18 protein-coding genes are annotated in these 22,344 nt (G+C 38.5%); 12 read left to right on the forward strand and 6 right to left on the reverse strand.

The genetic code is table 11. The features are described from left to right. Window positions 1–5 precede the first annotated feature (5 nt). From atpF to DDZ16_RS10700, 6 genes are all read right to left on the reverse strand, one after another. Window positions 6–500 carry a F0F1 ATP synthase subunit B gene (gene atpF, locus DDZ16_RS10675; RefSeq protein WP_109264451.1) on the reverse strand — a complete coding sequence of 165 codons (495 nt, stop codon included), beginning with the start codon at window positions 498–500 and terminating at the stop codon, window positions 6–8. 41 nt (window positions 501–541) lie between these two features. Beyond that, entirely contained in the window at window positions 542–751 is a 210-nt protein-coding gene (gene atpE, locus DDZ16_RS10680; protein WP_109264453.1) for an ATP synthase F0 subunit C, read from the reverse strand. 18 nt (window positions 752–769) lie between these two features. Next, window positions 770–1,840, reverse strand: a complete 1,071-nt coding sequence (gene atpB / locus DDZ16_RS10685) for a F0F1 ATP synthase subunit A (RefSeq protein ID WP_109264454.1) — start codon at window positions 1,838–1,840, stop codon at window positions 770–772. A 134-nt stretch (window positions 1,841–1,974) separates the two neighbouring features. Beyond that, on the reverse strand, window positions 1,975–2,364 hold the full coding sequence (locus tag DDZ16_RS10690; protein WP_109264456.1) for a hypothetical protein: 390 nt from the start codon (window positions 2,362–2,364) through the stop codon (window positions 1,975–1,977). Window positions 2,365–2,373: 9 nt separating this feature from the next. After that, window positions 2,374–2,757 (reverse strand): bactofilin family protein, encoded by a 384-nt coding sequence (locus tag DDZ16_RS10695; RefSeq protein WP_232526611.1) that lies wholly within the window; start codon window positions 2,755–2,757, stop codon window positions 2,374–2,376. Between the two features lie 143 nt (window positions 2,758–2,900). Next, window positions 2,901–4,337: an adenylate/guanylate cyclase domain-containing protein gene (locus DDZ16_RS10700; protein ID WP_109264458.1), complete on the reverse strand. Its 1,437-nt coding sequence runs from the start codon at window positions 4,335–4,337 to the stop codon at window positions 2,901–2,903. A gap of 176 nt (window positions 4,338–4,513) precedes the next feature. Here DDZ16_RS10700 and DDZ16_RS10705 point away from each other — a divergent pair, with 176 nt between their 5' ends. From DDZ16_RS10705 to DDZ16_RS10765, 12 genes are all read left to right on the forward strand, one after another. Next, complete coding sequence (locus DDZ16_RS10705; RefSeq protein ID WP_109264460.1) at window positions 4,514–5,347, forward strand: universal stress protein; 834 nt, start codon at window positions 4,514–4,516, stop codon at window positions 5,345–5,347. Window positions 5,348–5,505: 158 nt separating this feature from the next. Next, on the forward strand, window positions 5,506–6,084 hold the full coding sequence (locus DDZ16_RS10710; protein ID WP_109264461.1) for a non-canonical purine NTP diphosphatase: 579 nt from the start codon (window positions 5,506–5,508) through the stop codon (window positions 6,082–6,084). 9 nt (window positions 6,085–6,093) lie between these two features. Further along, complete coding sequence (porZ, locus tag DDZ16_RS10715) at window positions 6,094–8,505, forward strand: type IX secretion system anionic LPS delivery protein PorZ (RefSeq protein WP_109264463.1); 2,412 nt, start codon at window positions 6,094–6,096, stop codon at window positions 8,503–8,505. 109 nt (window positions 8,506–8,614) lie between these two features. Continuing rightward, complete coding sequence (locus DDZ16_RS10720) at window positions 8,615–11,353, forward strand: DUF3352 domain-containing protein (protein WP_109264464.1); 2,739 nt, start codon at window positions 8,615–8,617, stop codon at window positions 11,351–11,353. A 90-nt stretch (window positions 11,354–11,443) separates the two neighbouring features. Beyond that, the gene (locus tag DDZ16_RS10725) at window positions 11,444–13,138 is read left to right on the forward strand and encodes a Na/Pi cotransporter family protein (RefSeq protein ID WP_109264465.1); all 1,695 of its coding nucleotides are present in this window, start codon (window positions 11,444–11,446) and stop codon (window positions 13,136–13,138) included. Between the two features lie 101 nt (window positions 13,139–13,239). Then, complete coding sequence (locus DDZ16_RS10730) at window positions 13,240–13,602, forward strand: carboxypeptidase-like regulatory domain-containing protein (protein ID WP_109264466.1); 363 nt, start codon at window positions 13,240–13,242, stop codon at window positions 13,600–13,602. 187 nt (window positions 13,603–13,789) lie between these two features. Then, complete coding sequence (locus tag DDZ16_RS10735; RefSeq protein ID WP_109264467.1) at window positions 13,790–14,245, forward strand: toxin-antitoxin system YwqK family antitoxin; 456 nt, start codon at window positions 13,790–13,792, stop codon at window positions 14,243–14,245. Between the two features lie 913 nt (window positions 14,246–15,158). Then, a complete protein-coding gene (locus tag DDZ16_RS10745; protein WP_146192230.1) occupies window positions 15,159–15,785 on the forward strand; it encodes a hypothetical protein in 627 nt (208 codons plus the stop codon). A 174-nt stretch (window positions 15,786–15,959) separates the two neighbouring features. Continuing rightward, window positions 15,960–17,189 (forward strand): T9SS type A sorting domain-containing protein, encoded by a 1,230-nt coding sequence (locus tag DDZ16_RS10750; RefSeq protein ID WP_109264471.1) that lies wholly within the window; start codon window positions 15,960–15,962, stop codon window positions 17,187–17,189. Between the two features lie 126 nt (window positions 17,190–17,315). Next, entirely contained in the window at window positions 17,316–18,977 is a 1,662-nt protein-coding gene (locus DDZ16_RS10755) for a hypothetical protein (RefSeq protein WP_109264472.1), read from the forward strand. A gap of 119 nt (window positions 18,978–19,096) precedes the next feature. Further along, complete coding sequence (locus DDZ16_RS10760; protein ID WP_109264473.1) at window positions 19,097–20,917, forward strand: hypothetical protein; 1,821 nt, start codon at window positions 19,097–19,099, stop codon at window positions 20,915–20,917. A gap of 476 nt (window positions 20,918–21,393) precedes the next feature. Then, window positions 21,394–22,266: a sialate O-acetylesterase gene (locus DDZ16_RS10765; protein WP_109264475.1), complete on the forward strand. Its 873-nt coding sequence runs from the start codon at window positions 21,394–21,396 to the stop codon at window positions 22,264–22,266. The last annotated feature ends 78 nt before the right edge of the window (window positions 22,267–22,344 follow it).

Genomic DNA, 22,344 nt, shown 5'->3' on the forward strand with positions numbered 1-22,344 from the left:
GGTGCTTAGTTCAGGTTCATCTCTCTCAGATAAGTATTGATCACCTTCTTGTGCTTATCATCTTGTGAGAGTTCCTCTTTAAGTATCTTTTCTGCTATTTCAAGAGAAAGTCGTCCAATAGTCTCACGCATCTCAGCCAAAGCATCGTGCTTTTGCTTTTCAATTTGCTGATTGGCTTTTTCCAACAATCTTTGACTTTCCTTGCCCGCCGCCTCTTTAGCTTCTTCCAGAATTTCGCTCTTAAGCTGACGGGCTTCCTTCAAAATCGCATCTTTCTCTTTTCTGGCCTCTCCGATGATTTTACGTCTTTTCTGCTCCATCATCTCCACTTCTTCTTTGGCTCTTTGGGCATCTTCCAAGGCAAAAGAAATGGTTTCTTCACGCACTTTTAGCGCACGTAATATAGATGGCCAGGCAAATTTGCGCAAGACCAAAAGAAGAATTATAAATGTCAGCGATGTCCAGAATATCAATCCCGGACTTGGAGTTAATAGTTCCATAATTGAATATTTGGATTATTCCAAAATCCGATGAAAGGGCCTTAGTCAACCAGCCATGCTACCACAATGGCAAACAGTGAAACCCCTTCAATAAGGGCTGCCGCAACAATCATAGCGGTTTGTATTTTTGAACTAATCTCGGGCTGGCGGCTCATGGCTTCAATGGCCGATTGCCCTATTTTACCGATTCCAAGAGCAGCCCCTAGTACGATTAATCCAAGTCCAATTGCGGTAAGTGAAATAGCTTCCATATTTTTTTATTTTATGAGTTAATGTTCTGTTTTACTAGTACTCATTCCTATAAATAAAGCTGTCAGCAGAGTGAAAATATAAGCCTGCAAAACAGCCACCAATAATTCAAGCATAAACATCACAAGCGATAACAAAACTGAAACAGGTGCGATGTAAATGGATTTTAAGATGAAAATAATTGAAATCAAACTTAAAATAATGATATGTCCGGCAGTGATGTTGGCAAACAGACGAATCATTAAAGCAAAAGGTTTAATGAAAATCCCAACAAATTCGAGTGGCACCAAAAGTATCTTAATCGGGAAGGGCATACCCGGAGCTATAAAAATATGTTTCCAATAGTCTTTTGACGCAAAAATATTAATGGCCAAAAAGGCAAAAACAGCCAAAGTTGCTGTAAAGCTTATATTTCCGGACAGATTGCTTCCTCCCGGAAAAAATGGGACAATACCGATTAGATTATTAATCCAGATAAAAAAGAATAACGTAAGTAAAAACGGAACAAACTTATCGGCTTTGTCCTCGTCTATCTGACTTCGTGCTATATCGTCACGAACAAAAAGAATTAACGGTTCAAGAATTGCCCGGAAACCTTTAGGGGGAGGCATCCCATAGCGTGCATAAGCCTTGGCTGCAGACAAAAATATTAACAACAGCAATAACATTGACAGAATCATGCTGGCCACATTTTTCGTAATTGAAAAATCCAAAGGCGATGGATTGGTTATGGAACCTTGCCCATCTCTAATAATGGTTCCTTCATGATCTGTCAGGTAAAAATGTCCGTCTTCAAGCACTAAGTGGTCATTACCTATTTTTACAGGATGCTCTGCATGGAAAAAAGAATCGGATGAATAAAACCATAGCTGATTGTCATGCCACAAAATGACAGGTAGCGGCATAGAAATATGCACAGGGTGTCCGTGCCGGTTAGTGTAGTCAATTACATGCCACTGATGGGAATCACTAATATGCCCCATTATTAGTCCAAAAGCATCAACCGCCCCTTCTTCTTCAGCATGTTCCGAAGAAGCCTGAAGGTTCAAGCTTGTCACTAACAGAAAGAATATGATGAATAATATTCTCAATTTTCAGGGATATTTTGATGAGAAAAATTAATTCTAATGCCCCGGTAAAAAACTCATTTTATGAACACAATATTTCTATACGCACTCAATGGAAAGTAAGTTTCTTTTTTACAATCAATTTTGAACTTATAAAATTAATACTTTCTAAGAAACAGCCATTTGATTTTCCATTTTGTATCCATAAAAAGGAGAACCAAATAAGCCACTACAGATGGAATTACAAATACCTCAATATCTTCATGTTCCTTTTCAAAAAACAAGATGATCAAAACAGGAATAAGAAGCATTTTTAGCATAGAAATCACAACTAACCCAAAACCCGGAGCTTGGTGAGAATAAGCCTTGATTTCCTTTAAAATATATGTACTCAAAGGAAAAAGAGCTATAATAATGGCGGCGAGATAAAACCAGTTTTTTGGAATATGTTCCGCTTCAATAAAAACAATAAGGCCTGCCATCCCTTTGATTAGCAGGCCGTAAAAAAACTCTTTTATCAATAAAGCTTTATACAGAAGTGTACCCATATAAATCAATTATTTTTTAATATCCTTGGGAGGTGTTTGTGGTGAAGACCCCTGATTTCCCATATTACAGGTTCCGGTAAATATAGCGCCTGGTTCAATGTTTAATTTTCCGGTTTTAATATCACCATTAATCTTAGAACTGGCTTTAAGTGAAAGCAACTCACTTACATTAATTTTTCCATTGAGAGAACCAGCAAGTTCGGCATTACTGCAAAACACTTCACCCTTAATTAATCCGTTGGAACCAATTACTACTTTGCCTTTAGAATTGATATTACCTTCAATTTGCCCATCAATTCTGATATCTCCGTTGGTCTCCACATCGCCCACTATTTTGGTACCCTGTCCAATCATATTTGGCAGTTTGTTTTCTGGTTCAATACTTTTTGCCATGGCCATACTTAAATTTATTGTTTGTAATTACTATTCTCACTAAAAAAAACCAAAATTAATTCATTACCCCGTTATCAAAATCCACTAGAGAAGGGGCAATCAAAAAATTTCCATCTTAAGCAAATTTAAAAAGATTATTGGAATTATGACTGATTATCCATTAAATCCCTGAGGGCATTTAACTGTTTTTCTTTTTTTACCTGCCTGAGGTTTTTGGCGGTATTGGTATAATACCGGTGGTTTGAAATAAAGCTGATTTGCTTTCTGTTCCATTCGTCAATGGTCATCTTGCCATTAAAGGTTTGTATTTCATGATAAAGATTACGACTCACGGGAATAAAATCTGAACGCCCCAGGTAATCAAGGTCAGCATCTTTAAGAATCGCTTCCAAATGGCTTCTTGGTTTAGCATTTTTGCGGGTCACATTAATCAGAGAGGTAATTTCTTCAATCTGATCATTTTGGAATCCATACATTTGCAATATTTCCCGCGCCAGTTCTATACTGTTATCTTCATGATTTTCATACGCAATTAAAAACCCACTATCGTGAAACAAGGCTGCTGCTTTCAACAGGAGCATCTCTTCCTCACTAATGTTTTCGCCTTTACCAATAATTTCAACCTGGGTAACTACATCCACTGTATGCTTCATATTGTGATAGGTAAGGTCGTCGGATAATTCACTTTCCAGTCTGTTTAAAATGGCTTCTTCCATATCCACAAAACGGATGTGCTGAAGTTTGATCCGGAATAATTCATTGGGCTCCTTCCCTTCCCCGTTTATCGATAATTCAGGAATAATTCCCCTTATAAAATACATATCGGTTTCACCTTTGTATTTAATGGGCATTTTTCCTCTGTGTTCCCCTTGAAAAAATTCATTCACCAATTGCCAGGTAATGCCTGAGATATTGATTTCTCCTGCAATGCCAGAAGATTCCATACGGCTGGCGATGTTGACAGTATCTCCCCAGATGTCAAATGATATTTTCTTTCGGCCTACCATTCCTGAAATAACCGGTCCGGTATGAATACCAATACGCAACTCCCAATATTCTTTGTGTTCGATGACTTTTAAGCGGCGCATTTCCTCCATGAAATTTTGCATTTCAATGGCGGCCAAAACAACTTCAACAGGATTGGTGCTGTTTTTTAAAGGCAATCCTCCGGCACACATATACGCATCACCAATGGTTTTAATCTTTTCAATGTCATATTTTTCAACAATTTCATCAAATTGAAGAAAGAACTGATCCAGTTCATCAATCAGCATTTCAGGATTGAGTTGCTCTACAATTCTGGTGAACCCCTGTATATCGGCGAAAAGAACTGTGACTTTTTGATATTTTCTTGATCTCTTTTTGGGTCCCTGATGCGTATGAACAACGGATTCGCTATCGTACTGGGTCTGGATACGGTGCGCTTTTTCTTTCACCTTTAAAGCAAGGGAAACCCGTTCCTTTGTAAGTTTCTCTACTTTAATTGAAATATAATTTCTAATCCATATCACTATAACCAGAATGATAAGAAGAAAAACCAGAAAAAAAATAAAGATATGATTAGATATGATTTCAATCATGACCAAGTTTTATTGTCGTAACAATCTCGCAATATAAAAAAAGTCTTCAAAAAACTAACATTAATCTACAGTTTCAGTGAATTCAAAAAAATGCCCTAAAAACTTTAATGTTTGTAAAAACAAAAGTGTTATCTTTAGCCGCTAAATAGAATAAAACTGACCGAATTGATCTGACCATGGAAAGCTTAATGCATAGTATTCTTGTACCCTACGACTTTACCGATGTAGCGTTCAATGCTGCAGCCCATGCAGCAAATCTATCTGCTGTTCTGAATACAAACATAACGCTGCTTCATATAGTTAAAAAAGATTCCGAGACTGGTAATGCCGAATCGAAATTAAAAGAAGAAGCCTCCAGGATTCAGAAAAAGCTTAATGTCAATATCCAAACTCTTGTCAAAGAAGGTTCCATCTTTAAAACAATTAATGCAGTTTCTGAAGAACTTGAGAGTGCCATGGTTGTTATGGGAACACATGGCATGAAAGGTCTCCAAAAGCTGACCGGCAGCTGGGCATTAAAAGTTATAGTCGGCTCCAGGGTTCCATTCCTGGTAGTTCAGGAACCTCCGCAAAAAAATGATTATACAAAAATCGTTTTCCCGGTAGATTTTAAATCCGAAAACAAAGAGAAACTAAGATGGGCAGAGTATATGTCCCGCTTCTTTCAAACCAAAATATTCCTGTTCTCTTCCACTTCTAAGGATGGCGGCGTAGATGGAAAAACCAAAGCAAACGTTGTTTTCTGTAAAAACTTCCTTGAAGAGAAGAACATCGATTACGAACTTATTCTTGCCAAGCATAAAAACTCTTTTTCTCAGGAAACGATTGATTTTGCAAAAGAAAACAATGCCGATCTTATTATCATCATGACTACCCGTGATATTGCCTTCCATGATTACGTCCTGGGAGCCCAGGAGCAATATATCATTGCCAATAGTGCAAAGGTACCGGTCATGGTTATTAATCCAAGAACCGACTTAATGAAATATGGATACGGTGGAGGATTTTAAACAAAAAATACCATCTGATTTTTTCTACAACATCAAAGGCAAGGGCATATTTACCTTGCCTTTTTTTGCTTTATAGATGGCAAAGTAAACATTGTACCTCAGGATGAACTGCGACGGGTTTAGATTTTTTGTATTTTCGCACTATCACACTTATTGCTATGGATTTAATTTTTGCTACCAATAATCAACATAAAGCGTCAGAAATTGCCCACCTGTTAACAGAAAAGTGGGAGGTAAAATCCCTTGCAGATATTGGCTTTACACAGGAAGTTCCCGAGACAGGAACTACTCTTGAAGCCAATGCTCTGCAAAAGGCCCGGTATATCCATAACCAGTTGGGTAAAGATTGCTTTGCCGATGATACAGGGCTTGAAATTGAAGCTTTAAAAGGAGAACCCGGTGTATACTCTGCCAGATATGCCGGTCCTGCAAAAGATAGCAATGACAACATACGAAAGGTGTTAGCTGAAATGCAGGATAAACATAACAGAAAGGCCCGCTTCAGAACAGTTATTGCATTAATTATTAACAAAAAAGAAGTGCTCTTTGAAGGGATTGTTAGTGGAGTCATCCTTTCCCATCCTTCCGGAATGGGCGGTTTTGGTTATGACCCCATTTTTAAGCCCGATGAAGCAACCATGTCTTTCGCTGAGATGCCTTTAACCGAAAAAAACCAAATAAGCCACAGGGGCCGGGCAGTCCAAAAACTGGTAGAATATTTAAAGACCATCAATTAATAGCTTTTTATGAACCATCAGTTAATAATTTTCTACATCCTCATTTTCGGATTTTTATTCAGTCCTTCCCACAATACTCATGGTCAGGATCGATGGAAAGGCTATTTCTCTTATAAGAAATGTTTTCAGGTAGACGAAACAGACGATTTTATTATTGGCGCCACAGAGCTGGGTCTAATCTTTTTCCATAAAGAAACGCGTTCTATTTCCGTAAAAAATAAAATTAACGGTTTGTCCGATGGCGGAATTTCAACAATCAAAGCTTTAGGTGGGGGCAATACTATATTGATAGGTTACGAAAACGGAAATATAGACATTCTCAGAAACGGGGAAGTCCATAACATACCCGATCTCAAAATTGAAGCATTGACTGCCAGCAAACGGATAAACCACTTTCTTTACCATGAAGGTTCTGTTTTTTGCAGCACTGATTTTGGCATACTGGAAATTGACATTGAAAAAAATGAAATCGCTTCAACATTAATAATTGGTAACGAAGCCACCTTTCTGAAAGTCAATACAACAATTATTGAGGACAACTTCATATATGCTGCTACATCTTCCGGAGTATTGCGGGCAGATTTAAACACGTCTCTTGCCTTTTATGAAAACTGGAACCTTATTTCTGATGACAATCAAGAATATTGTGACCTGGCAAAATCATCAAATGGGATAATAGCCGTACGTGGTATTGAAGGAGAATCAACTTCAATTATACAAATTTCCGAGACAGAAGATACGGCACTCCGAAATTTTAATCAATTTGAAAGCATAACCTGGGATGGCCGGAACTACATACTCGCAACAAGAAATCAGGTTCATTTCCTGGACGCCTCTTTTAATATTACTCAGAGTTTGAGCTCAGTTCAAAACTCAGAAGACAGTGACCCCTATCAGCCCTCCTTTAAAGATGCCTTTAGCTCTTCTTCAGGTGGATTAGTTTTTGCGGACTGGGACGGTGGACTGTTTTACAAAAGCGGAGCAAACACATTTCAGCAAATTCTCCCTTCAGGACCCTATTCAAATCAGGTTCTTAAAACATCCAAAATCCAGGATGACCTTTGGATTGTTCCCGGCGGTTTTGGCTCATTGTATAACAATGCAAATATTCCTCCCGTGGTTTCAATTTTAAAAGATACCGAGTGGAAATTCTTCACCAGAAGTAACACTGATTTATTTACTTCCGGCGTCAGAGATCTGGTGAATATCGCAGCGAATCCAGTTAATCCGGATAATGTTTTTATATCATCCTGGGGAAATGGAGTTTTTGAGTTTGGCAAAACAGATCAGGAAGGAGATATAATTCTCAAAAAACATTACACGGAGGATAACAGTCCTTTGAGCAATGCTCCCGGTGCACCAGCCTACAGATACACCAGGGTTTGGGGTGCCACATTTGACAATAACGGGAACCTTTATATGACAAACTCCGAATTTGTTGATGGCATTGTTGTATATAATGCCGCAGACAGCCTCTGGTATGAGTATTCTTATGGAAGCCTCAAAACCCGTTACAGTAAAATTGGAGAATTAATCATTGATAGTAACGGGTATAAATGGGTCTATGCCGTTGGAGGTTCTGTAAAAGGCATTTTCGTATTTAATGACAATGGCACCATTGACAATCAGTGGGATGACCAATACCGGGGTACGATAAGCAGAGATGATGACCCGGACGAGCGCAACATGGGGAAACTGGAGTTATGGGATGAAAACGGTGAGCCTCTTACCAATAATATATACAGTTTAGCGAAAGATAAAAACGGTTATATCTGGATAGGAACAGACATAGGTGTTCTGGTTCAGTATAATCCTGAGAACATTTTTAATATTGAAAGACCTGCATTTATTCGTATAAAAGTACCCCGAAATGATGGCAGCGGGCTGGCTGATTATTTGCTGGAAAATCAGCGAGTGACAGCGATTGCTATTGATGGTGCCAACAGAAAGTATTTTGGAACTGAGGGATCAGGTCTTTACATTATTTCGGAAGATGGCACAAAGACCGTGGACCATTTTACAACAACAAACAGTCCGCTTCCATCTGACAATATTCGTGATATTGAAATAGACAATGAATCTGGTGAAGTTTATATTTCAACAGACGCCGGACTGATTAGTTACCGGGGCGATGCCACATCAGGTAATGAAACTTTTAATGACGTTTATGTTTATCCAAATCCCGTAAGACCGGAATATGAGGGGCCCATCAACATATCCGGATTAGCAAATCGCACCAATGTTAAAATTACAGATACTGCCGGAAACCTTGTTTATGAAACGATCTCATTAGGAGGAAAAGCACTTTGGAATGGAAAAAACCTATATGGGAAAAAGGTTAAACCGGGAATATATTTAGTGTTCCTTTCCTCGCCTGACGGCAGCCAAACGGCCCAAACAAAGATTGCATTTATTCGGTAATATTCACCGTTCCTGAAACATTAAAGTTCTTTTCAGGTAGCGTTGTTATTATTTAGATTCTGCAATTAAATAAATAGCCAATGTTGAACCTCAATAAATACAACCATTGATGTCAAAAAGAAATCTGGGTATTCTGGGAATAATCCTGGTCTTTACATTTATTATAAGTGCAGTTTTGTGGAATTTATACAGGCATCAAAGTTTTCAGTCTAATAATTCCATCGATGCAGTACCTGCAAATGCCTCGGTTATAATTAAAATAAATTCTCCTTCAAATTTATTAAACATTTTAAATGAAGACATAAAGTTCCGGTCTGAGCTGGAATCCTTTCAAAGTATCAAATCAATATTCCAGGTTTCTGAAACAACAGATTCAACTTTATTTTTCACAGAAGGGGCAGGCAGGTCACTGGATGAATGTCCCACTGTTATAGCATTTAGCAAATTGGGGAAGGAATCTATTGAATGGAGCATCCATATCGCACTAAAGAACAAAGGTCAGGAAAATGAAATTAACTCCTGGCTGGAAAACAATTCCACCCAAAAAAGAAACTACACTGGTTTTACCATTTTCCAAACAAAAGAATCGGCCAGCGCTGGCAAATCCTATTTCAGCACTTTACAGAACGGGACTTTAACCCTTAGCAAGTCTCCTTTACTCGTCGAGGGATCAATAAGGCAACAGCAGTCCGGTCGTTCGGTATACGAGGATCCTACTTTCACAAAACTCGAAAAAACCACCAGTAAAAGGGCTGATGGTTCGGTATTTATTAAGTTTTCAAAGCTTGATGAGTTTTCGGAACCTTTTCTCGCTTCAGAAGCAAAGAAGTTTGCACAATTTATGAGAAAGATTGCTGACTGGGGAGTGCTTGATTTCGAAATTTCAGATGATGAACTAATATTAAACGGGTTTTTATCCACTGAATCAAATTCTTCGTTTATTTCCGTTTTCAACGGGGTTGAACCCCGAAAACCAACGATCCAGGAAATATTGCCTCTCAATATCCGGCTTTTTGCAGGATACAATTTCTCGGATAAACAAGGATTTCTGGATAATTTCACCAATTACATTCTGAGAAAAGACAACCACTCAAAAATTGAATCACTTGATCAACAATATGAAAACCGGACTGGCACATCCTTCTTAAAAGCATTTGGAAATATTATCGATGGTGAAATGGCCCTGGCATACTCCAATTTTAATGCAAGCAATCCCAATCAGGGCAGATTCCTGGTATTCAGAACAGAAGGCCAGACTACAACCCTGCCTGTTTTAAAGCAAATGCAGGAATTTTACGGTGTTAACCGGTCCCCTATTACCAATTATCGTGTTGATGAGTCCACTTCTTTTCCAATATACAGAGGTTTTGACTCTCAATTAGCTACACTGGTATGGGGAAGTATTTTTCCTGATGTGCCCACCCAGTATTTTTCCTTTTATCGCAATTATCTGGTTTTTGCCGACAGTCAAAAATCACTTCAGTCTTTTTTGTATGACAATGTGCTGAATAAAACACTGGATAGTCACGCCTACTATTCTTCTTTCAGAGAAAACTTTTCTTATGAAGAAAACTTTTTCCTTTTTGCAGAGATCCCGCACCTGTTTCCTTACATTGAAAATGAACTAAATCCGGCCATATTTCACCCCACAGGCGAACAAAAAAAAGTCTTGTTCAATTTTTACGCCACAGGACTTCAAATTTCTAACAGCTCGGGATTGAATTACACTACTCTTTACGGAAATTATGCTCCTCACCGCGACAAAGAACCCAGAACCATATGGCAAAGCAGGATCGACACAATGGTGGCGATGAAGCCGGCACTGGTGGATAATCATTATACTCATGAAAAAGAGATTCTGGTTCAGGATGAAGCTCACAACCTCTATTTGATCAATAATATGGGCCGTATACTGTGGAAAAAACCACTGGATGGAAAAATTCTGAGTGAAATACATCAGATCGATTTTTACAAGAATAACAAATATCAGTATCTGTTCAATACAGGAAAAAAGCTCTATTTATTGGATCGCAACGGTAATCATGTGGCCAAATACCCCTTCACACTTCCCTCGGAAGCAGCAAATGGTTTAGCAGTGTTTGATTACAATGACAATCGCAATTACCGCGTTTTTCTGGCCCTGAAAGATCGAAAAGTTTATTTATTTGACAAATCGGGAGCCAGGGTTCCGGGCTGGAATATCCCCCAAACTGAAGGTCTGGTCTCTCAACCTGTTCAATTTTTCAGAACAAGCGGCAGAGACTACATCGTCTTCAGTGATGCTTACAGGAATTATATTATGGACAGAAGAGGAAACCACAGGGTTATGCCCGGGAAAAGCTTTGAGCGCAACAATCTCAGTCCTTTTTTCCTTGAGCATCCTGATTCCGAAAAATCGGCAATCGTATCCTCTACTTCCGGTGGTCAGGTAGCCAAAATAATGCTTCCATCCGGTAAAACTACCATAAAAGAGATCGAAGAAAACACTTCCAATAATCACTTCTTCCTTCTTTTGCACGAAAATGACCCTGAATATGTATTGGTAAGCCCTGAAAAGTTGCTAATTCTCAATTCTGAATATGAGCCAAAAGTGGAAGAAACATTAGAGCAAAGAGTAGAACCTGTTGCGGACTTATATAAATTCTCCTCATCCGATCACAAAATTGGATTGGTAAGTGAAGACAACTCTGTGATATACCTATATAACAGCGACGGTTCTCTTTATAAAGGTTTTCCTTTAAAAGGCACCTCCCGGTTTTCTATAGGTTTTTTAAAGTCATCAGCCTACCGCTTCAATCTTATTACCGGAGGCGAAAACAATTATATATACAATTACCGTGTGGAATAAATTGATCCTTTATATTTTTCTCTATTTTTGTCGCAACTATTTGCTGAATAAACAGTATTAAAATACGAACTTTTACACACTGGGGTTAAAATGCAATATTCTTTTTTTGATTTTCTATCGCTGGTTGGGTCTCTCGGAATGTTCCTTTACGGAATGAAAATGATGAGCGAAGCTCTTCAAAAAGTTGCAGGTAATAAAATGCGGGCCATTCTGTCTGCCATGACATCCAACAGAGTTCTCGGGATTCTAACCGGATTTCTGGTTACGGCAATGGTACAATCATCTTCTGCTACCACAGTAATGATTGTTAGCTTTGTAAATGCCGGATTGGTCACCCTTAAGGAGTCTATAGGGGTAATTATGGGTGCCAACATTGGAACAACGGTAACCGGTTGGATTATCACCCTCTTTGGCTTTAAAGTAAAAATAAGTGCTTATTCATTACCCCTGATTGGTCTTGGGTTACCGTTTATTTTTTCAAAATCAGGTACGCGCCGCTCATACGGAGAACTTCTCATCGGTTTTGCATTATTGTTCATGGGACTGGAGTACCTTAAAGACTCTGTTCCCGACATTAAAAACAATCCGGAAATATTAAGTTTTCTTCATCAATACACCGATAGCGGCATTTTCACAACCCTCTTATTCCTTGGTATAGGTACAATATTAACGGTGGTTGTTCAATCTTCCTCAGCCACCATGGCTCTTACCTTTGTGATGTGTAACGAGGGATGGATCGAATTCAGCCAGGCAGCAGCAATGGTACTGGGCGAGAATATTGGTACCACCATAACGGCCAACATTGCTGCAGCAGTGGGAAATATAAGTGCCAAAAGAGCCGCCCGGGTTCATTTAATATTCAATCTCTTAGGGGTTATTTGGATGCTGAGTGTATTCAACAGTTATACCGGACTGATAGATTCCCTAATGACTAAAAACGGAGGGGTTTCACCTACTGAATCGCCGGCAGCTATTCCTATAGCATTGTCTGTTTTCCATACTTCATTCAACCTTCTGAATGTGTTTATTTTTATTTGGTTTACGCCCATAATACAGCGTGTAGCAGAGTATTTAGTGCCACAAAAAACCAGTGATTCAGATGAAGAATTCAGGCTGAAATACATTACCACAGGTATGCTTTCAACCTCCGAATTATCCATACTCCAGGCCAAAAAAGAAGTCCAGTTTTATGCCAAACACACCACCAAAATGTTTGGCTTTGTAAGGAAAATGGTCAACGAGGATCGGGATAAGAAATTTAACAAGCTACTTTCCAGAGTTCAGAAATACGAAGGCATCAGCGATAATGTGGAGGTAGAAATCACCAATTATCTGACTCAGGTTTCTCAGTATAAACTCAGTGAACCCGGCCGCAAGCGATTGAGAGCTATGCTTAAGCTCGCGGGAGATTTGGAAAGCATTGCTGACAGTAATTTTAACCTGGCCAGATCGGTCAACCGTATGAGAGAAAAGAACATCAAATTCAAGCCCTCGGCCATGGAAAAAATTGAATTGATGTTTAACCTGGTGGAGGAATCCTTATCAGTAATGAGGGAAAACCTTCAGCAGGATGAATTGGTGGTAACGCTTACCAAGGCGCGCTTGCTGGAAGACCAGATAAACAATTACCGAAACCAGCTTAAAAGTGAACATCTCGATAATCTGGCTAATAACGTTTATTCATATGAAGCAGGTATCATCTTCAACGATCTGTTCTCTGAATGCGAGAAACTTGCTGATTATGTAATCAATGTTTCAGAAGCACTCGAAGAAGTGGGCGTTTAAGTTTAAATGTCTGATAATTTAGCCTTAATATTAAAATAACATAGCGTCTGTACATTTGTACCAACAAGAAACGGAAAGTACAATATTAAAAGATAGATGTTATGAAAGCAGTAGTATTAAGCATAGTGATGATTGCAATGGTTGCCGTAAATGCATTTGCGGTTACTGAAGAAAAAACCGAGAAGCCCGGTGAACCGGCTGTTGCGAATACCAGTATTTCCGGTGTAATTATCGACGAGGAGACCGGAGAAGCCCTAACAGGCGTGGAAGTAAAACTCAACGGAAGTGACGAAAAAACTTACACCGACTTTGATGGTAAATTTGTTTTCGACGGTGTAACACCAGGAGATTATTCAGTTAAGGCGAATATAATTTCGTACAAGCCTGTTGTAAGAAAACTGAAGGTAAACACCAACGAAATGCATGCTCTTAACCTCGAGTTGGGAACTGTTGGCGACGAATAAGAAAAAAAAAAAAAAATCATGAGATAAAGTAAAGGAAGGCTGGTATTTAAGTCTTCCTTTTTTTGAATTCAAACCTGGCAATGTTAAAACAAAGTTGCCTATATGTAACTTTAATGTTAATTTTACGTTATCATAGATAACAGGAACAAGTTGGGAGGCTTTTGATAACTACTAAAACACAAAGGCCATGAAAAAGCTGATATTATTACTCGCGTTGGTGGTAACAGGTGGACTGTTGCACGCTCAACTTGTTGAAAAGGACGGTATATACTACGACTTCAACAACAATCCTTATTCCGGAACTTACATTGAGTATTATCCTGAAGGTAATGTGCATATTGAAATGCGTGTACAGGATGGTAAAAAAGATGGGACCACCACCTATTATTTTGAAGACGGCAGCAAAAAAGAAGTCCGTAATTTCAAGAATAATAAGATGGATGGTACCTGGATTACCTGGGATGAAGATGGCACAAAGGTAGCTGAAGCCCGATATGACAACGGCAAAAAGCACGGGAAATGGTTCATCTGGGACGAAAATGGCACCCTTCGATACGAAATGGAGTACAACCAGGGCACCAAAACCGGCATTTGGGCCATTTATAATGAAAGTGGAGAATTGATAAGCGAAAGGGAATATTAATCATTTCTGCCTAACTGAAAGAATACAAAAAGATATGGATCGGATGGTTCATGTCTTTTTTTTGCTCAAATGTGGCCCTCTTTATGGATCATATGCCAAACCGGACCACACCCAAAAGTTGGATCTACGCACAAACTTTAGCCAATCTAAAAAGAAGACATTTAAATCCATAACGCTTCTGAAATATTTTATTTTAGCATTGAATAACTCAGCTGTCGCATTAGTGCTTCTGCCATTGAACTCGTGTCAAGTCAAGTATAATCTGACGGCCCAAGCTTTGCTCTTTATGTCGTGTGCTTCTCAAAAAAAGACTCACTTAGCGAAGGCTATGCTTACTTTTTTGTTGATTTGCGCAAGGTGAAAATTAGAGACGACTTAACCGACATCCTACACTTGACCTGACATTGGTTTTTCCGATCTGACAGAGCTTCGCCTCATATTCAAAACTACTTCGCTCCAACTTCACAATAAAATCATTTTCAATAGGTATTTAAGTCATTCTAAAGCCTGATTAAAGACAATTATAATCGAATTTATTTCGGCTTTAATATGAGTTTAGAATGACTTAAATATGACTTTAATGTGGAACTGTCCCGACTCTGAATCGAGGCAGCCAGGAAGCATAATCGAGGGGGGTACTTTTTCCCTAAGAGAATGTTTTGTGTTTAAAATTGCCAGACATTTTAACTATTCTTATTTAATTATCTCTTTTTTCCTCTCACATACCTCCCTTTTTCACAAACAAGCCACCCCTATCATTTAACCTATTAATCAGATCATTCACTCTCTTTCAAATATTCCCCCATCAAACATCGAACAAAATCAAGCTACTTTTTGGGATAAAATTGGCCAATCAGAAATCCATTCAATAACTATGTTTGGCAGTAATTTTTTAACATTTATTAAAATTACTATGAAAAAATTATTTACAACAGCATTTGCGCTATTGGCATTTTCTTTAACGTATGCCCAAACTAATATCCCTGTAAACAACGGTGATATTGAGGATACAACACCCATGTACCAGAACAAAAGAAATGGTGACAAGTGGACCATCGAGGGCATGTGGTTTAATGAAAACAGCAAGCCAGGTAAGTTTGACGCCGCTAACAGTGGATTAGCCCCTGATGAAGGAAGAAATGGCTCTCAGGCGATTAAATCCAAAGTCATAAACGGAACCGGAAATACAGCCCACGTTACGCTTTCCTTTGGGGACAATGACATAAGTTCTTACGGGCCGGGAACATATACTTTTACATTTTATGCTAAATCGCTGAAAGCCCCAACTGAAAGGCCATTTTGGATAGTATGTAATGCCATTAACGGTAAAAAGAAGAATGTCACCAATCAAACGTTAACCGTTGCCGACAATGGGGGAACAGTTGACTGGAAAGGGTTAGAAAATGGTTATTTAAAACAATCCATAACAGTAAAAGTATCTGACACGACAAAAGCTCAAAATCTCCGGTTACAAGTTCAACATGCAAGAAATACCAATACGTTTTGGTTTGATGATTTCACATTGACCAAGTTGGACTAATCTATTGCAGGAAGAATACAAACGACTACTCAGTCTTAATTCCAAAACAGGAAAGGAATTTACCATTGCGGCACAATATTTAACCATTTTTTGGTATAAAAATGTGCAATAAAATGAATACCCGTTTCCTAAGTTTGATTCAATTATTATCTAACATTTTAAATCAATATCATTATGAAAAAACTACTACTTTATTTAACATTTTCTTGTGTGTTATTTGCTTTTAACCAGGTAAATGCACAAGATGCTATTACAAACATGACTGCACCAGCCACAGTTACGCAAGGTGAGATAATAACAGTCACGGTAGACTATGTTGCGGACACTGACTCCAAAGACCTTAATGTTCAAATTAAACCCATGAGTGGAACTGGTAGTTATGGTTTTACAAGAGAAACGGTTAGTGCAGGAACCGGTTCTGCAAACGTTAGCTTAACAATTGATCCCAATATTCCGGTTGCAGACAATGCCTACAAAATAATTTGTTACATGACTACTGTAGGGGGAGGCTTTGACCCCACTATGCCTCAAATTGCCCAGACAGATATAAGTGCTGTCGCGCCTGTTGTTTATTACATACCCGTAAACAATGGTGATGTGGAAAATACAACAGCGATGTTTCAGGATGCCAGTAACGAGGATAAGTGGAGCATTGAAGGGATGTGGTTTAATGAAAATGCCGTAAATGTATTTGACGTCACTAATAGTGGATTAGCACCGGGTGAAGGCCGAAATAGTTCTCAGGCACTTAAATCTGTCATTCATAACGCCACCGGGGGTTCCGCGGATGTCTCTTTATCTGTTGGTGACATTGACATAAGTAGTCATGGTCCGGGAACGTATACTTTTACATTCTACGCAAAATCATTAACAGCTCCAACCCAAAGACCATTTTGGATAGTCTGCAACACTTACGATAAGGATAATGCAGACGTAACAAATGCTACAGTTACCAGAATTGACAATGGCGGAACAGTAACTTTTAACGGATTAGAAGCAGGTTATCTTAAACAATCAGTTACTGTGGAGATTTCTGAAAACTCAGGAGGTAATGATGCTATGTATCTTCGTCTGCAAGTTCAACATGGAAAAGAGGATAATACGTATTGGTTTGATGACTTTACTTTATCTGGTCCTGAAGGAACAAGTACTGCCATTAATAACAAAGAATTAGAATTGGGTGTTAATGTATTCCCAAATCCGGCTCGCACTAAAACTACAATAAGTAGTGAAACAGCTATTTCAAACGTTTCGCTATATTCATTATCGGGGGAAATGATAATAAATGAATCGGTAAAATCTAATGAGTATCAATTAGATCTTTCATCATACCCTAAAGGATTGTACCTGTTAAGTGTTACTAATGATAACGGCACATCAACCACCAAATTAGTAATCAATTAATCTGAATTTCAAAACTTAAACCATTGACATCAATGCTTTAAGATTAAATATCAGGTTTAACAATTAAAAGAGGGAAGCTGTCGTTACAATGCCTCCCTCTTTTTATAATACCTAAAAAAATACAAAATGACCAAATACCAGAAGCATACCAGGTTAATTGCTTTAATTACAGTATTTATTACTTTAACCTCCTGCGATGTCTATTCTCAGCCAGACAAGGCAGAGCCTTCAGTAATCGGTTATCCTTATTGGGGTGAGTATCATAAAACTCAAATTTCTGATATAACAAATCCAGACTGGAAAACAGAAGACATTGTAGTTGAGGGTTGGGATTGGTCACTACCTCCATCAGTAAAACCTTCTGTCAAATCGAACCTCTGCATTGCCCGAAATTTTGGTCTGAATCCTGAGAAGATAAAGCAACTTCCCGACATCAATTTTCTTTCCACCCCTGTGATTTCGCACTGGGTAAAATGGCGGGAATTAGAACCCACAGAAGGAAAAATTAATTTTAAGCCATTAATTGAAAACATTAAAGCAGCCTATGAGAAAGGTTACGGATCGATTGTTCGTTTACATTTTTCAGCAATAGATTTTGCCCCCAAATGGATTAAAAAATACAATATACCTATACGCAAAGAGCATAAAAAAAATCCCATTAAAACGAACTATGACGTGAGTCACCCCGAATTCCATAAGCTTTATTTGAAATTCATAAAAGCTCTAGGAAAAAGTGGCATACCACACATGAAAGAAGTCAGAGGCTTATTTTTAGGTTATGCCTCACCCTCCAACGGAGATGAAGGCATTGGTCCTTATCATGAAAAGAATGCAAGTGCCAACGATACGGTTCCTCACGTAAGAGAACGCATTGATGCGTGGGCAAGAGCTTGCTCTGGGGTGGAACATAAAGTGTTCATGGGAGGTTTATCCAATTATGGGTTTAGCAAAGGATTTGGTATCAGGCGTGGATTTGTGGAGATGTATCTCTATCATATTCCTGACAAACATATCGGTCAAAAGCTTGACGATGATGGCTATTTATACGTAGACGAATCCAATCCTGTAATAAAAAATAACCTTTTTCATGGAGAGGAAAACGAAGAGTATGAAGAGAAATGGGCAACAGACTGGCGGAATTTCCGTTTCGGCCATTCGACAGTATCCTTTCCGTACCGCTATTTTACGGCTAACCTCAGATTGCTGCAAATGAGATGCAATTATTTGTTGAATAATGAATTTTCCCTGTTGCCGGATATGCTTGCCTGGGTAAGCCTTGAATTGGGAAGAACAATAGAGGATGCCCCGGATGCATGGTGTTTCTTAAGGGAAAGTTATATTAAAGAAGGTGGCGGTCAGCCGGTAAAGAATTTTGAAAGATGGGTATATCAGCGCGATAGCCTGGGATATGAAACCAAGCCGGTTGCAAAAGTCGAACATCCCATTGAAATGTGGATGGTACAACCGGGAAAATACTATGATTACGTAGCCAGGCGGGGGCATAAAATTGGATTTGATGTAAACGACGCGTTTCTTGCATCAAATAAAAAATTTGCCGTTAAAATATCATATATCGACATGGGCATCGGTAAATGGTCCCTTGTTTACAACGGAGAAAAAGGCATTGAAAAAAGAGGCATTAAGTGTGAAAATACCGGCAAAGTAAAAACAGCAACCTTTTTAATTAATGGCGACTTTAAAAACAAAACGACTCCATTCGACCTGGAATTACACGGAGAGAATGGTTTTGAGCCAACTATCAGCTTTTTACGAATTGTAAAAATATAGGATAAAACAAGTATGATACGGAATACCAAAGAAGAACATGTATAACCTTCGATCATGCAAGTTTCCTCCCTCCCGGCCATTCAGGCATCAGACCAATAATTTAGAATAATTTTAAAGCTATGAAAAATCCGCTTCTCAAAACAGCAAGATATCAACAAGCTTACCTTTACGGCTTAACAAAGTATGTTGCATCCTTCTTCTTGCTTTTAGTAGCCATAACCTCAAACTCCCAGCAAGTCTTTCCGGAAGATTCCTGGGGAGTTTATACCTGGGGGTGGTATAGCCCCAAAAATATTAACCCTGAAAAAACGCCAAATGTTAAGGGGGTCCCTACCATCTTAAAATGGATCGATTTAGAACCTGAAAATGGAAAGTTTGAATTTGACAGGCTGATAAAAAAGAAATTAGAGCAACTCCACAAGGATGATTATTACACTACGCTCATGGTTTGGGTAGCATTTTCAACAAAAGAAGTTACAGAAAAGGATACAACATGGGCTTTTACACCTCCGTGGTTATTTCAAAACGGCGTACCATTGGTCGAATTTCCTGCAACTGTAAATCCCCTTGGAAAAACCCTGACACGCTATTTTCCCTATTATCTGGATCAGGACTATAAGTTTTATTTTCATCGTATGCTGAAAGAGTTGGGTAAATACATCTCTAACTTACCTGAACATCTCAGAGAACGGATACTATTCGTTCAGAGTGCAGAGGGATCAACAGGTGACGGGAAACCTTATAAAGGGAAACCAGTTGATTCTAAGTATAACATTTCTTCAAGTCAATGGAGCGATTACAGGATTGAAACCTGGAAGGTGCTTGTTGAGGCTTTTTCAAAAGATGGAGAACTCCAAATACCACTTCTTACAAATTACGATTCAAATGAAGAAGAACAGTATAAATGGATGCTGAATAATCTGCCCAAAGCAATTGGATTAAAAAACGGTATGTTTTCCCACGGCTATCACATCAGTGAGGCACAAGAGAGATTAGCGAACTTCATTGACTTTAGAAAATCTGTAGAGTCTGCAGGTAAAGTCTTTTTTGCACGTGGAGAGCAAGATGCAGAGTATAGAACTTACAAGTGGAGTACTCAAAACATTCCTCAGGGATTATATTGGTCAGCACTCTATGCTACACATGGCGGCTTAACGATGTGGAATGTACCATGGGAAGCATGTGATGATAAGGAAAACTTCCCGGCATTTGAACTTTTCAATCGTTACGCAGCACAAACCAATCCTGCTACAGCAAGATTCGCCTTCTGTGCTTTACGGTCCGGCCTGGATGCCTCAGATACCATAAGATTCCCGGAAAGCATTTACGGTAAAGCATTAAAGAAAAATCAACAGCGATACATCAATATTACCGCTGCATATAGTCAGTTTGGAGCACAGATGAGTGCCCCTGCAAAAGCCACGGGAGGTGGTATGATTAATCGAAAAAGGAATGGATACAATGATGCAGGCTGGCAAATCCTGCCGGGCAATTATTATCGTCATTTAAAACAAATACAACCTGAAGCAACAAGTATTGGTTGGTGGAACATCGACACCAGTATCTATGGCCGTTTTGCGCGTGGCTTTGATTATTCCGATGGAAAGAATGCAATGTATTTTGACATCGTAGATGACTTTTTTGCCAACAACGCTCAGAAAGAAAAGTCCGGAATCAGGTTAAAAATCATCTACTATGAAGGTGATGAAGGCAGTTGGGAATTATGTTACCATGCATCAGATCAAACCATGAAAAGTGCTATTGAAGTAAACAATTCGGGCGAGGACAAATGGAGTGAACAGATAATCACTCTGGATGATGCCTTATTCAACAACGGAGGAGAAAAAGGTGCCGACCTGATATTGAGAAACAAGGGGAAAACAAATTGTCGTTTTCATTTGATTGAAGTGGACAAAGGTAAAAGGTTCCGAAACAATTAAACTAAAAAAAGAAATTAAGCTATTGTTGTTACTACCCTTAAGGAAAATAAGGTCGTATAAGCAAGGGAAGCTCCAGTGAAATAAAGCAAACTTGCTTCAATTCACCGTAGTTTATTTACCGATTTAAAAATCATACAATTCATGGCTTAACAAATAACTTTTAGGGGTCCTTATTTATATTCTAAAAGCTATGAAAGACAATTTGTAACTATACTTTGAAATATTATTACCCCATATTTCATTTATTTCAAAGTTAGATTTGCAATTGATTTTTAACACCTTAAAAATGGAAAAACCAAAACATGTTAAAAGAATACCGTTAGGTTTATTAATACTGCTAATGTTGTTCTTTTTGTTTAAGTTTTTATATGAGCACAACATTTACCCTCATTAAAATCACCCTGGAAGTATTTGCTTACCATGAATTTAAATTTCCCTCCAGATTGCCCTGAAGTTCATACAACTAAAATAAAGAGATGAAAAATACAATATTTCTCCTTCTCACAGGCCTCATGCTAATTTCTTGTGGCACACCCACAGAAATAAAAGCAGAAACAAATAAGAAAAAAGTCTTTCTTTTTGCCGGTCAATCCAACATGGATGGAAGAGGAAACGGAGCCGAATTAAGCAAAAACGATTTGGAAAGGCTGGCCCTGATTTCAGACAGAATTCTTTTTTATTATAATCATCAACCGGTTACACCACTTCAATTAACGACTCCAGGCAAATTTGTTCAGAAGAAATTCTGCTTAACCAAAAGCTTTGGCCCGGAATTGTTTTTTGGAATCGAACTGGCTGAGAAATATCCGGACGATGAGTTTATTTTTATAAAGAGGTCTGTAGGAGGAACATCTTTGTACGGTTGCTGGAATCCGGATTGGAGTATCGAAAAAGCAAGCCTGGTGAATGAACAGGATAAAGCCCAACTATATTCAGACTTTATTGAATATACCAAAAGCATTCTTGAAACATTCACCCCCAATGAATATGAGATAGAAGGAATGTTATGGGTTCAGGGAGAAGCCGATAGCAATATTAAAAAAGGTGGAGAAAAACCAGCAGAAACCTATGGAGAAAACCTCCAAAATCTTGTTAACGCTGTCAGAGTAGATTTGAAAATGCCGGAAATGCCCTTTATCCTCTTTCAGGTTGGGAGCGGAAAGGTTGTTGAAGGGATGAAGCAAGTGGCAGATAATGACGACAAGGTTTTTATGATTCCACAATCGAATGATAAAGAGTCTCAGAATTTTTACGAACAGAATCCACCTCCAATTTTTCATTACACCACAATGAGCATGAAAAGAATTGGCATCGAATTTTTTAAATTGTACGAAAAAATACCTGATTAACAAATCCCCGCCAAAAGGCACCTTTAATCGGGACTACACCTAAATAAGACCATAAGCCCTAACTACTGTTTTTTTATT

Source organism: Marinilabilia rubra (assembly GCF_003121985.1).
GTDB lineage: Bacteria > Bacteroidota > Bacteroidia > Bacteroidales > Marinilabiliaceae > Marinilabilia > Marinilabilia rubra.